Origin of the sequence: Corynebacterium sp. HMSC036D02 (genome assembly GCF_001836165.1) — a bacterium.
In the GTDB taxonomy this organism is placed as follows: domain Bacteria; phylum Actinomycetota; class Actinomycetes; order Mycobacteriales; family Mycobacteriaceae; genus Corynebacterium.
Map to the genome: position 1 here is coordinate 23741 of NZ_KV827696.1, position 14441 is coordinate 38181.

General features: G+C 61.3%; 3 protein-coding genes. All 3 read right to left on the reverse strand.

The annotated features are described in order from the left end of the window. Positions 1 to 12: 12 nt before the first annotated feature. Genes HMPREF2743_RS09675 through HMPREF2743_RS09685 form a run of 3 tightly spaced genes read right to left on the reverse strand, consistent with a single transcriptional unit; the run spans position 13 to position 14378 of the window. Entirely contained in the window at positions 13 to 6642 is a 6630-nt protein-coding gene (locus tag HMPREF2743_RS09675) for a DEAD/DEAH box helicase (protein WP_070818699.1), read from the reverse strand. Positions 6643 to 6693: 51 nt separating this feature from the next. Further along, entirely contained in the window at positions 6694 to 11379 is a 4686-nt protein-coding gene (locus HMPREF2743_RS09680) for an Eco57I restriction-modification methylase domain-containing protein (protein ID WP_070818700.1), read from the reverse strand. Further along, a complete protein-coding gene (locus HMPREF2743_RS09685) occupies positions 11379 to 14378 on the reverse strand; it encodes a DEAD/DEAH box helicase (RefSeq protein ID WP_070818701.1) in 3000 nt (999 codons plus the stop codon). The genes HMPREF2743_RS09680 and HMPREF2743_RS09685 overlap by 1 nt, the downstream gene beginning before the upstream one ends. Positions 14379 to 14441: the final 63 nt, after the last annotated feature.

Sequence of the window (14441 nt, forward strand, 5' to 3'; positions counted from 1 at the left end):
AAAGTCAGCGGATCAGGAGGCGCTCAGCGCCGCGGTCAGGGAATTCGGAACGGAATCGAAGTCAGCGCCGAAGACTGCATAGCCCTCAGCCTCGAAGTCTTCGCGCAAGTCTTCAACATCCTCAGCAAAGAGCAACAACACCTTCTGCTGCGGCCACTGCGCCACCACCGGGATACCGGAGACCTCACCACCGACGGAATCAGCATCCGGCTCGGGCAAGCCTGCCGCCGCCATCGCCCGCAATGCTGCGTGCACCTCCGGCTCGTCGGCAAAGGCATCCAGTGCCTCGGCCCAGCCAGGCGTTACCGCAGATTCCACTCCAGAATCCGCAGGCTCATCCCCAGCCCGCAGCACACGCTCGTCTGTTTCTTCAGCAGACGGCGGGACAACCGGCGGCACGCCACGCGCCACCACTTCCTCCACCACGGACTCCTTCACCTCGACCTGTGCAAGATCAGGGTCCAGATAGGCCATGTTGCTCAAGCCCAAGAACAGCCGCCAGGCTTCCAAGTCTTCGGAGACATTGCTGGCATCGAACCGCACGCGACGGTGGGCATCCCCCACACCCGCGGTAACGGTTCCCAGGTAGTTCTTCTCAAATCCATCCGGGACCTGCCTACCGCCAAAGGATGCCTCGAGCAGCGCAGTCTTGCTCAGCGTGGCCCAATCGTTGACTGGCTCAGATAAGAGAGCAAGCAGCACCCCCATCGGATCCATGTCCACGCGATTCAACAGGTCTTGGGATGCGTTGTACTTCTTTGCCATGGGTGGTCGTAGGTCTGGCTTCACCCACACCGGCGGATCCACCGGCTCGTTGCGCACAGTTGCCTGATGGGCATCGATGTCCTGCCATGTCAGCGACCAAGGCAAGTATCCCAACTCGTACAAACCATTGCGCTTATCAAAATCGTCCTTCACGCGGTTGTGCACCGCACTGGCGTGGAAGGCAGCACCGTCCAGGTAAACAGCGACGTCACGGATAGCGCTATCGCGCGTGGAGAAGACAAAGTCCGGAATGGTGCCACCAATCTGCTTCTGCTCCTCCATGACCCAATCATGGCGCGAGCCTTCAAAGCTGATGTCCCACTGCGCATGGTTGCCCTTCATGGATTCCACCACCGTGGCGCCGCATTCCTTCAAGTCCGCGCGCAGCTGCTCCACAAAGCGCTGCTCCAGCTTTGACTGCTCGCTACGCTCCGGTCGCTCCTCCGTCAGGTGGCCTTCCCAGCTAAAGGAAGCCGGATCAGCATCAATGGAAACATGGAGGTCATCGGCCAGAATCTTGCGCAGCGCCACCACCGCGGCCTCGCGGGAGGTCTGCGGAATCTGGCTACTGCGTGCGAAAGGCAGCAGGCAGGACGGGCAGCATTGCCGCACCTCCTCAGCGCAATGGCAGGAGGCCAAGCGGCGATAGGCCACGAGCAGCATTTGGCGCACGTGCGCCGGTTCCGTGAACTGCGCTAGGTAACCAGTCCCACCCGGCACGGTGTCATGAATAAGCAACATGTCTACCGGGCTGCCATCGGAATCCACGCGCACCGGCTCCACGTCCAAGTGGTCCGGGTTGCCGCCGAGGTACTCCTTGAAGCCGAGCTTGAGCGCCGCAACCAGCGAAGGCAGCGTGGTGGACTCCACCATGCCCAGCAACGCCGGCAGGTGCACCAGGACCGCCTGCGTGCCCAGGCTGCGTCCCAGCGCAAAACTAATGGAGTGCTCTTCAGCGGCGTTGCGGTACTCGCACCATGGTGCGTGGTCCTGCCAGCGGTTAGCACCCACATCGGAATCCAAGTGCCCGCAGCGCTCGCACACGCGGAACAGCGGTGCCTCGCGCTCTATTGCCGCAAAGGTACGCCGGCTGCCGCCGCCTATGCGGCCGAGGTTCAGCCACCGCATCTCCACATGCGCCAAATACTCCATGCCGAAACCGGAATCAGACAGATACCAGGCCTTACCGCGCCCGCCCTCGGGCACGTCAAAACTCAGCTGGGTTTGGAAGCGCAGCGAGGTACGGTCATCGGTGATGTCATTGATAGCGGAGCGCGCCGCGTCCACGGTGGCGTAGACCTTGGTCATCTCCACCACATCAATGAGCTGGTTCCGATCCGCAAAGCCCTTGGACCCGCACTCCGGGCACGCACCGACGCGTGGGGCGGCCACGGCCACATCCTCATCGCTGGAGAGCACCGCACCGGTGGCTTCCGAGTAGGAGCACTCCGGGCACAGGCGCCATTGGGTGAGCGCCGAATGGTGCTCGCCCAGCTCCACCGAGTCCACCTTCGCGCCCACGCCCTGCACGTAGAAGGTATTGCCGGGGGCTAGCTCCGTGAGCGCCGAAGAGACACCACGGCTATAGCTATAGGTCTCCGTCTCAAATTTCTGCACTTCCTCGTTGAAGGAGGAGACAGCCAGGTTGAACTCCACGGCATCATCCAGCAACGTGAAGTTCGGCAGCAGCCCAAAGCGCTCCAAAGCGCTAATCCAATACTCATCGGCGTGGTCCTCCAGCTGCTTGCGCACAAACCTCTGGGAAGCCACCGTGGCGTCATACTGGTTCTTCAGCTCCTCATCCTCAACCGCGGAGGCCTCCACGCGTGCCTTCAACTCCGTCACGCGCTTGCTCAGCACTTCTCGGCGGGACAACAGCAGCTTCTGTGTTGCACCCCAGCGCTCACGCGCGGATTGCAGGTCCACCACCATGCCGGACGAAGCACCGTCCTCACCCGGCAGGCACCAGCCGCGCAGCTCTTCTAACACTTCCGCCGAAGCATGCTGCGCCACCGTGGAAGCAAAACTCTCATAGGACGCCGACACCACCGCCGGCGAGAGCTCAACCAGCGCATCCACCACGGAGTAGCTGGCATGCGTGAACACATCGCGCGCGCTACGCAGCTGCTCTACTGAGCTCGCCACATCAGTGCTATCCAGCAGGTAGGCCACGAACTGGCGATGCATGATATCGCGCGCGGACAGATACGCCGCAGGTGCTGTCACCGAACCAGCGATGGTCTCCAGCGGGTGCTCCAGCGTGGTCAGTGCGCGCCCGCGCCCGCGCACCAGCGCCACGATGAGCGAGTTACCCGTCAAACGCCCGGCACGTCCCACGCGCTGCACGTAACTTGCCACCGTGTGCGGCATGGAGGACAGCATCACCGTGGAGAGGTCACCGATGTCGATACCCATCTCCAGCGTCGGCGTAGCCACGAGCACGTTCGGCGCCGAGGCGGACTGCTCCGCAAAGGGCCGCTTGAACTCATCCTCCAGTTCCTTGCGCCGTGGCGTGGGCACCAGTCCCGTGTGTTCTTCTGCCACCACGGTGCGGGTATTCGTGGTGCGGTAGAGCTGCTGGTAGTAGTTATCCTCCACACCCACCGGACCGAAGTGCCCGGTACAGGACAACGTAAAGCACGCCACCGAAGACATCGCCTCACGCGCCGCAGCATCCACGCCCACGCGCAGGTGGCACACCGGGCACTCCAACAGCCCCGGCTCGGTTTCTTCGCGCACGATGATGTTCTCCGGGTCCAGCGCATACACGCGCCCGCCCGTGGCCGTCGGCACGGAGAACACCACCTCCTCGAACTCGAGCTGCTTGAACAACTCCGCCACCTGGTTAGCTGCATCAAACGCGCTGCTTGTCGAAGCACCCAGCGCCGCCTTCGTCCACCGTGCATACCAGCCCTTCTGGGAGTCCAGTGGCATCGTCGCGTTGTTATCGCGCTTGCCCAACGCCCCCTTGAGCGCTGCCCCCGCTCGCGGGAACTTCGGTGCACCACCGCGCACGAACGCAGGTATTCCCTTGGCACGCGCCTGACGGCGGTTCAGCAACCACGGGTTGCAGTCCTGGCGCAGGTATTCTTTGAGCCATGGGTGGGCAATGCCACCGGCAATGCGCATGTACTCCACCACGCCGCGCGCCCAAGCCAGCAGCTCCGCATCCGTGGCTAGCGTCCCCGCCACCGAGCGCGCCGCCGACAGCAGCACCGCATCATCAACGCCCACCGACACCGACAGCGTCCCCGTCGTCACCAACGAGCGCGGCAGATCCACCCTGTCACCGAACTGCAGCGCCAAGTCCAAGTCCAAGCGCGAATGCAGTGCCGACAACGCACGCCGCTGCTCCGCAGCACCAGCATCCTTCTCCCACACCGCCCGGTAGCGGGGTGACTCTTTCAACTGCGGCGGCAACAACTCATAGAGCGCCCGCGCCCTCACCGCCGGTTCCGACTCCGCACGCGCATGCTCCACCATGCGCGCGGCCACCGACGACAACGGCACGCCTGCGGACGAAGATGCCATCGTTTCAGACGACGAAGACGATTCAGAGGAATCAGCAAACGAGCGAACCGCGCGCCAAATTCGCGCGCGCAACGCGAAAGCGCGCGCACGGCTTTGCACGAAGCCAGCGCGGTGCGCGGCATCCTGCACAGAGTCCGCGAAGACCAGAGTCTTCTTCTCCGCAGAGTCCAAATCATCCATGCCGAAGAGGTTGCTCAGCGCCACCGAAAGCAACGTGGCCACCGAAGAACCCAAGAAGCGCATCGCGTCGTCTTCACCACAGGACGGGCACTGCTGCGCCTTCGCACGCTCCTCCGCATCTTCACCGGAATAAACCAGCACCGGCACCACGGGGGACTCCTCCATGGTCTCCTCATCCGGTGCTTGCGGCGTTAATCCCGGCAGGTCCAGATTCAACCACGCCACGCGGGAGCTCTCGCCCTCCGCGCGGGTAACGCCCTGTGCCACCTCACTCGTGGCATCAATGAGCGGGCGCTGGCGCTCCGGCGCGCTGATAGCAATGCGGCGAATCTCCTGCGGTGTGGTGACATACGTATCCCCACCAGGCTGCTCCGCCAGCATCCATCCGGAGCGCCCACAGTGGCGGCAGTAGATCGCCGGCAACCACGCCTTCGGCGCATCACCTGCAGCCTGCACCGTGTGCGCGCCCATGCCGCCATCATCGGACCACCTGAACACCGAAGAACGCGAGGTTGACGCCACTGCCCTATCGATGCGGGAGATCTCACGCACCCATAGGTGCAGCTCCACACCGGGGAATTTCTTCCCATCCCAGCCCAACGCGGCACCGAGCTCCGCGCGCACATAAGCAATGAAGGACAACGTCAGCGACAAGAACTCGACTGCCAACTCGCGGTGGCTGCGCAGCACGCTGGCCGGGAACACTCGCGATACCAGCGGTTCCACCGCAGCAATATCGGTACCCGGCACACCAGCTTCACCGTGTTCCAGCGGCACTGGCGTTGCCGCCTCCCGCAGAATCGCGCACACCAATTCATTACCGGCCATCGCTAGAACCGAGTCAGCCAAGTCCGGGCAAGAATTCAAGCCAGGCAAAGAACCGAAGGCGTGCCGGCTCATCGCCTCAAACACCGCCACATCAAATGACGATGCATCTTCAACAGAGCCTGAAGCAGCAACCGCAGCCGCCACCTCATCAACGACGTTCTGCATAACCTCAACCGAAGGCGTTGGCGTCACTGGCGGAAGCACGTCAGCAGAATCGGAGCTCGACGAGTCTTCGTCGTTTGAAACGACGGCACGCAACTTCGCCACCAATGGTCCGACCGTGGCTTGCCACTCCTCCACGGTCATGAGCGTCTCCCCGACCACAGCATCCGGCGGCATCTGCTCGCCAAAGACCGTGTAAGCAAACGACAACATGTCGCTATGCGGTGCCGCCGAATCTGGACCGGAGTCTTTGGTGGCTCCGGTGCTTGCGGTACCTTCGGCGCTTTCGCGGCTCTTGTCCCCCAACGTTGCGGAGGTCGCCACCGGCGTTACCTTACCCAAAGGACGCTTTTCATCCTCGGGAGTAAGGAAGCCTTCGGGCTGATACTTCTTCAGCATCAATCCGAGTCGGCGCAGCAACATCGCCACGTCTGTGCCTTGCGCTGCGTCATAAGTGTGAAACTCATCCAGCACCAAATACTGCAAAGACCGCGCAGACTTCTCCCACAGCTCACGATCCTGCTCACGCAGCAGCAACTGGTCCAGCATCTTGTAGTTCGTCAGCAAGATATCCGGCGGGGTATCCCGCAGCACCGAACGGTCAGAAATCAGACCATCATTCGATACCTTCCTGCGTCCGCCAGAAACCACCTCACCGGTGTAAATACCAGCTGTTACCCCGGTGAGCTCAGCCTCTGCATGCAGCAGCTTGGCCAAACGGCGTTCCTGATCGGATGCCAGCGCGTTCATCGGGTACAGAATCAACGCTTTGATGCCGCTGCCATTAGAACGGCGGCAATGATCCAGAATCGGATAAAGGAAGGACTCGGTCTTACCGGAACCCGTACCCGTCACCACCAACGTCGGTGAAGGTCGCCGCTTCGACCCCGTCGAGTAATCAAACGAGGACAGCCGCTCGAATGCCTCAGCCTGGTGGCGATAAGGCTTGAAGCCGGACGGCAGCCAGCCCAGAATCCCATCCCATGACTTCGCCGGTGCATACGGCAAGCGCGTGCGCACGTAAGGCCCGTAGAACATACCGCCCTGCGGATCGTTGAGGAACTCCCGTAGCTGCTGGGAGGTCAGGTCCTCAGCCAGCGAGAAGGTCGTGGTGAGGTACTCCGATAACCCATCAACAATGTGGGTGGAGGCGTAAGTAGGGATAAGACTCGACATAAGGTGCTACTTCAATACTTTCGGTCTTCGCTTCGCTTCTGGCTTCCGGAACTATTGCTGGTTCATCATCGCAGCATACTTTTCATACGCCGCCGCCAAGTCCGCTTCACGGTCCAATGGCGCAAATGGATACTCAAAGACGTATTCCACGCCAGACTGCGGATGCGTCCACGTGCGTTCATCTTCCGAGAGTTGCTGCCCATCCTTGAGCTTCTTCTCCAGCTTCAGAACATCACGAGGCACCTTGCGACCGTTCGCGTCATACAAATCTTCCTGGTCATAACGCCTCATCACCGGGAACTGCGTCCGGTAAATCATCAACAACTCATCCAGCGTCACGCCCAGTGACAGCGCCACCATGGCATCGATTTCGTTCTGAGCGTGAAAACGGTCGCGGGCGTTGCGCTTCGCAGAATCAACGCTCCAGGAATTTTCAAGAGTTGCCTCCCAAAGCGGAGCATATGCTTTTGTCAAGCAATTCAACTCCAAATATCTTCTTTCAATCAAACGAGCAAACCTGGAACCATCCTGAACAGCCGTGTTTTGAACGACCGACGGCCATAGGTTGGAGCCAATGCTTCTTACTAGAAAGTCACTCAGCAAAGATGAAAAATAAGCACCGGCGAGAGGTACTTTCACTGATACCGGCGACTCCAAATGTCCAGCGGAAATTGCTCCATTGACGTGCGTTGCACCTGGAGGGATCAGGGCCGGATATAACGTTCTGAAACCAGTTAACGCAGCCATTTGCCTCCAAGCAACGCGGAAGTGCTCCCGAACAGCCGAAGTTTGAATTCCATCAGACCATGCACCGTAATCACCGTCATAATCACGGTTAATACGATCAGGTTCATACGCAGTCGCTGGAATGAAGTCTTCTGCGATAGCTTCAAGATCGATTTCAGACCAGTCTTGGTTATTCTTCATCGTGGGATTCGGTTGTTTAATCATAGGAGTCGAGACGCCAAGGTGTGGCCCCTGAAGGATTACGTCATCCCAAGACTTTGGATGCTGCCACGACGTCTCAAAGTATCCTGCTTTCTTAGCAGTCGTTTCATTCCATCCACCCGAATACTGCAAACCTAGGGATTTAATGCGTGGTGCCGCAGCAAGCTTTGCCAATACTTGTGCTGCTTCGCTATTCACTGAATAAACAGTGCGAGTTTCAAGCAATGGAGTTCCCGGCTCTTCAATGATCGATCTCCACACTCTGAGTGTGTCTTCGTCGACCGTAATGATGCGGTCGCGGTGTGGACGCAGATCCCATTTACCGTCATCGTCTTTGAAACCAGGAAGGTTTCCGGTGCCATCATGGTTGAAGGAATCGATGACGGTACGTGGATGATATAGCGATGCGGCTGAGAGAAAGTTTGTGTGTTCCTCGCGCTGCCCATAGATATGAATGCCGTACGGATTATGGTGATCAATATCAAACAGCACAAGCTCATTGATGAACTGCCAGTGCCGACGAAGCCGTCGATAAGCACCAGCCCTCAGCGTTGCAGCCTTCTTCTCCGTGAAGTGCGACTCGGGATGAATGAGTGAGATGATGCCGTTCTCGGCGGCGTTAGCCCACGTGCGTTCCATAAAACCACGGTAAAGATCCGGGCGCTGGTCCTTGAGGTGCGGGTAGCGGGTGACGTCGCGAAGCACTGCTGCAGTCGTTACTGCTTCGCCCGCGCCCTTGGATAGGGATTCGAGGATTCCGGGGGCGTCGGCAAGCGCTTCCCGGCGTGCCTTCTTTTCCGTTTGCGTTGGTTTGTTCGCCAGGCTGAACCACGGATCGAACTCGGAGAGGAGGTCATCGAAGTTGACGTCAGGACGCACCCACGGCGGGTTACCCACCTGGAAGTCGAAGCCGCCCTTGGCCATGACGGTGGCGAAGTCCAGGTCCCAGTGGAAGAAGGCTTGTTCCTGGGCAATGGTGTTGGCGGTTGTCAGCCAGGGGTGGGCTTCAAGGACGTCCTCGTAGCGCAGGCGGCCGGAGGTGGAGCGGTCGAGTGATTCAACGTAGTCCAGCTCATCCCAGGACATGTCGAAGCCGAAGGCGTACTGGTTGTCCTTGCGGTAACGCTTCTGGCCCTCGTTGGGGATGCCGAGGAGGTCCTGCATGGTGGCGAGATACTCGGTGATATCGGGAAGCTCTTCCGTGGCGGTGACCGGCCAGTACCAGAGAGCGTTCCAGGCGTTCATCGCGGTGCGCAGGCGCAGGTAGGCGCCCTCGTTGTTGTGGAGGAGTTCTTCCTCCACTTGGGCGCGGGTGACCACGTCAGTGCGCTTGTCAGTATTGAGTTCCTGTCCCCACAGATCCAGGTCACGGCGGACTTGGTCCTCGGCGATGCGCAGGCGGATAAGGGAGAGTTCCCAGAGTCGCTCAACCTGGTTGGACAGTGCGGTGGCGAGCTTGGTCTGCGTTTTATTCAGCGGTTTGCAGATGGATTTTTGCCAGGCCTTCATGGCCTTGATTTCCTCCGCCGCAAGGTTCTTGAGGTCCTTGGCGTCCACCGCACTTCCCCAGCCGTGGCTAGGAACAAGGAAGTGGTGGATGCGCCCGGTGGGGTGCTGGTCCGTCTCGTTGGCATCGATGGCATCGGCCAGTTCCTTTAGCGGGTGGTGCTGCGGGGTGAGCGTGAGGTAGTTCTGCGTGCCCTTTGCCTTCGAGGCGGTGGAGGAGACTTCCTTGGCACTGAAGGTGGAGCGGGTGGCACCCACCAGCGAGTTGCCGTGGCGAAGGTGCAGGCCGAACCAGGGGGCCTTGAGCTCCTTGGTCATGGTGTTGAGCCACAGGGAGATTTCGGCGAGCTCCACCGCGGTCTTGTTGAGGTCCACGCCGTAGACCTGGTGCAGGGCGATGGAGGCCTTGACCTTTTGCAGCTCCTGGGTGCGGTCCTCACCGGGTATTTCCTTGCCCAGTTCGGCTTGCTTCTTGTTCAGGTAGAGCTCGGCAAGCTGGTTGACGGCTTCCACGGCGAAGGCGCCGGAGCCCATGGCGGGCTCGCAGATGGTGAGGGTGAGGATGTCATCGGCGTTGTCGATGCGGCCGGTTGCTTTGAGCTCCTCGATGGCCTGGCCCACGGTGAACTCGGTGATGACGGGTGGTGAGTAGAAGGACGCAGAGCGCTCGCGGTCGCGAGAGGATTGGCGGTAGACAAAGCTGCCGCGGGCGTGGGTGCGCTGGACGCGTTCCACGCCGCCGTGTTCGGTTTCGCGGTCTTCGTAGACGATGGAATCCTGCGGGAGGGTGCGTGCTTGTGGCTCGGGGACCACCCAGGAGCCCTTGGAAGGATCACCGTGCTTGGCTACTTCCACGAGGTCTTCTTGAGCGATGAAGCCGGTGTAGGACATCAGGCCCTCGTAGACCTGGCCCAGCTCAGTCACGCCGAGGGTGGCGTAGGAGATGAAGCCGCGGTCACTGCCCCGCTTTTCTTTTGTGAGAAGGAGGTTCTGCAGGACCTTGTGCAGTGCCAGGTTAGAGAGCTTGACCTCATCGATGTAGGAGGTGGCTTCAGACTTGAACAGGTCCGCGTCGAGGTTGCGGAATTCCAGGCCGTCTTCGGTGGCGTTGGCGTCGTAAAGCTCGGCGCTTTCATCGTGTGGATCGTGGCCGCGGTTGACGCGCTCGAAGAGCAGCTGGAGGCTTTCGTAGAGGTGCGTGCCGTTCTGGGTGCGGTGCGTGGTGGGCTCGGTCAGGATGAGGTCACGCAGGCGGGAGAGGCCATAGCCTTCGTCATAGTCGTTGTCCCCGGTGGGCAAGATTTGAAGTTCCGGGGAGGATTCGGCGAAGAGGAGGAAAAGGATGCGGTAGAGGTAGCGCAGGGCTTGGTTGGCCAGTTCGTTGCCGTCGATGTCGGTGGTGATGTGTGTTTCATTGTTGGTGTGCTGCTGCGCTCTGCGCTGCAACACGTCGTTGCCGATGATCTCAATCGAGGCCTTGATGGCACCACGCAGTTCCTCGGAGACTTTGACGGAGTGCTCGCGGGCTTGGGCTAGGGTGTCGAGCCACCAGGTGGTGCCGTCGGCGCCGCGCATGGTGTGCTCGGCGGCGAGGATGGAAACAACTCGGGGAAGCTCACCTTTGGTTTTCTGGTCGTTGCGCTCAACGGCCAGGCCTAGGTCCACGGCGAGGTAGCGGCCCAGCGGCCAGGTTTCGCGCTCCGCTAGGACTGCCCAGCGGCCGGCGAGGACCAGGATGAGGTCGGGGGCTTGCTCGGTGAGGAAGAGCTCACCAACCAGCTTGGCGGCGGTGATGTCGAGGGCCTTGGCCTCACCGCTGGAGTTCTGGTGGCCTAGTTCCGGGTCGACTCCGAGAAGCGGCACGGTGGTGAGATCCTCCACGGAGTCCATCTGCCCGGCGCGCAGGATGACCAGGGAGTGGTTCTTATCCGCGGCGGCAGTCAGCGTGAGAGGCTGGCCGTTGCGGGAGAATTCCAGGCGCTGTGGCTGCGGGTAGCCAAAGGCCGCGGAGACGAGGTCATAGACCTCGTGCAGTGCGTCTTCGGTTGCCTCCATGGAGAGCGCGGAGAGCTTGGTATGCAGTGCTTCCCTGCGGGAGGTCAGGCGCAACAGCGGGGATTGGGTGTGCTCGTGGCCGGCGCTCTTGGCATCCTTATCCGTTGCCTTCCACTCTTTGACGGCCTCCTCCACGCGCTTGCCAAAGGAGCTGCCTTTGTCATCGGTGGTGAGGTAGTAATCCGAGATCCATTCCTCGACGTTGATGATGGAATCGAAGTCTGCCATTAGCGTGCCTCTGCTTCGTTGGGATTGGAGTGGTCAGTGTCTGGGAGGATGAGTGCGAGTGGGCGCACGAGGGAGCGCTCCGGAGCCATGGATTTCAACAGTTCCTCGTCCTGGTGGATAAGGCGCTTGGTGTCTTTGATCCTGACTGTCTGCTGTCCATCGTTGGCCTGTTGCCAGTGATCGGCGCGCTGTTGCCAGCCGGCGATGCGGTCCTGCGCGTGGTCCAAGTTGGTGTTCTTGACCACCGTGAGGTGGCTGTGGGCGGCTTCTACTGCAGCAGCGATGAGCTGTGCTGCGGTATCAGGAACGGCGAACTCGCCGGGGTTGATGGCGTTGTCACTAAGCCCAATGCGGTTGAGCCAGGCATAAACATCTTCATGGATTTCAATGTCCACGGCCTGCATGCCGGCGGGGACGTTGAAGCCGAAGGGGCCTTCCGTGGCGGTGAGGAAAGTGCGGGAAAGCACTTGGCCGCGGGAGTTGGTCAGGGTTCCCATGAGCAGCAGCGTGGGCGTATCCACCGCACCGAGTACGGCGGGGATTTCGCTTTGTGCCATGTTCGTCAGAGCGCGGTCCGCGGCCCACTCGGAGACCGGGTGCAGTGGGCTGAGGAAGTGGGCGCGCGGCCAGGACTTCTCCGAATCGCCTTCGCGCGCGGCTTTGAGGTGTTGGTTGCCGCGGCGCGCGGAGGTGGCCAGCATGAGGCGCTCGGTGACCTTGCGGTAGGACACATAGTCCTGCGGCAGGTAATCGAAGCGCCGGCAGAGATCGCGCGGAGGAGTCAGCTCCACGATGTCATTATCGTGCTGTACGTAGTCCACGCCACCAGCGCTCAGAGATTTGTCTGCGGAGTCTTGGTAGGCCTCCGCCAGAGCGTCGCCGAGGTAGTCCTTCTCCGCGCGGTAGAGGCTGTGGCGCGCTGTGCGGCGTGACGGCGCGGGGGTGACAGCGCCAAGCGTTGAGGATTCTCTGTTCTCGTCGTCGTTGGTGCTCTCGGGGTTATCGGCGCTCTCGGCGTCATCGGCGCCGTTGGTGGCAGCGGCGGCGAGTAGTGCCCAGATGTCATCGCCCAGGCCGGAGGGGGCAGCGGCCTCCTCGGGTTCGGTGGCACGCGCGGGCTTGGCGTGCGCGCCGGTGAGGATCTCCTCCGGGGAGGCCACGACCTCATCGAAGTCGCGCTCATGCATGAGAACCGCGCGGATCTCATCCTCCTCCGCCTTGGGGTTGTGCTTGCCCATGAGTGGGGCGGCGTCGCCGAGGAGCTGGTTGGCGGAATACTCGCGGTCAATGAGGCGAGTGAGAACGCGCAGCTCGCCGATGGAATCGGCAACGTCGGCATCCTTCGGGTCCAGCAGCAGGGAGGTAATCTCCGGCTCGTGTTCCTGGCCGTAGCGGTCGATGCGGCCGTTGCGCTGCTGGATGCGAATGAGCGACCACGGGATGTCATAGTGCACCAGGTGGTGGCATTGGGCGTGCAGGTTCACGCCTTCGGAGGCGACGTCACCAGTAATGAGCACACGAAGAGGGGTGTCGGTGCGCTTGAATTCGTCGATAAGCGCCAGCTGATCCGAATCTGACAGGCCACCGTGCATGACTTTCACCGCGCCCTGCGGGAGCTTGAGATGTTTGGCGACGTTCTCCTGCAACCACCGCAGCGTAGCCACCCTCTCCGAGAAGATGACCACGCGGCGATCGGAGCCCTTCTTGACGCCTATCTCCATGAGATAGTCAATGAGCGCGGCAAACTTGTTGGAGTTTTCCTCGGTGACCTTGTTGTTGAGCTCCTTAAGGCGCGCCAGGTTGGCTTGCTCTTTGGGCTTGTCGAGCTTCTGGCGCGCGGCGATGGATTCCGCGAGTGCCGCCGGGGAGGACAGGAAAGCCTTGACCAAGGTCCAGGGGAAGAGGCGATCATTCGCCGTGGTGGCTGGGCCGTTCACCCAATCCTCGGCGATGGCGCGCGCCACGGCGTTTTCCTCCGGGGAGGCATCCACCAGGATGTTGCGGGGCTCGCCGCGCTTGGCCCACTTCTCCCCCACCACGGAGGCGACTTCCGGTGAATTGCGGTGGCGGCGGATGATGAGCTTCTTCGCGGCCTCCATGTCGATGGAGCCGTCTGGGAGGACGGAGAGAGGGTCGAGCAAGCGCAGGATTTCCTTGAAGGATTCCTCGCGGCCGTTGTGCGGGGTGGCCGACGCCAAGATGAGGGACTCGGTGGTCGGCGCCAGCGTGCGGGCCAGCTCATTGTTCTGGGAGCCGGCGTTGGTGGCGTTGTGGATCTCATCGATCACCACGGCATCCCAGCGGACCTTCTCCAGCTGCGCGCGGTACTTTGGCGCCTTGAGCGTATCCATGGAGACGATGACGCGCGGGAAGTAGGTAAAGGGGTTCTTCGACGCCGGCAGCTTCTGGCGGACCTTTTGGATGCCCTGGCTGTCCAGGCGCACCAGCGGGATGGCGAAGCGCGTCCACAGCTCCTGCTGGAACTGCTCCATGACGTGCTTGGGCGTGACGACAAGGATGCGCTCTCCCCTGCCGCGGCGGATGAGCTCCGCGAGGATCATGCCGATCTCCAGAGTCTTGCCCAGGCCGACAGCATCCGCGAGCAGCACGCGCGGGCGGATGCGCTCATCTGACAGCGCCGACTTCACAGCGGAGAGCTGATAATCCAGCGGGTCCGCCAGCATCTGCGTGGCTACCTCCAACTGCTTTTGGTACAGCGGCACCGGTGTGCGGCGCAGCGTGGACTCCAACCACAGGCGGGTGTGGCGAAACTGCGGTGACTCATCCGGGCGAACGGTGACATTGGCGGGGTCGAAGACCTCGATGTCATCGAGCGCGGTAAAGAAGGTGGCGGTGGTATCGCGCACGTAGTCGCTCACGCCGCGGGCGCGGATGCGGAAGCCGTCGGTGGTGCGCGCGACGCTGCTGACCAGCCAGTGCTCGTCACGACAGGAGATGGTCACGCCGGGGGCGAGCTGGGAGTAGTCGGAAAGGCTCATGGAGTCCAAGGTATCAGCGGGGATGGACCTTATTGGGCAGATTGTGGCTCAGGAGTTCGAGAA

What these genes read in the sequence shown, in the direction of transcription:
- HMPREF2743_RS09675 (WP_070818699.1), bottom strand. Translation starts at nt 6,642, where the DNA reads ATGTCGAGTCTTATCCCTACTTACGCCTCCACCCACATTGTTGATGGG.
- HMPREF2743_RS09680 (WP_070818700.1), bottom strand. Translation starts at nt 11,379, where the DNA reads ATGGCAGACTTCGATTCCATCATCAACGTCGAGGAATGGATCTCGGAT.
- HMPREF2743_RS09685 (WP_070818701.1), bottom strand. Translation starts at nt 14,378, where the DNA reads ATGAGCCTTTCCGACTACTCCCAGCTCGCCCCCGGCGTGACCATCTCC.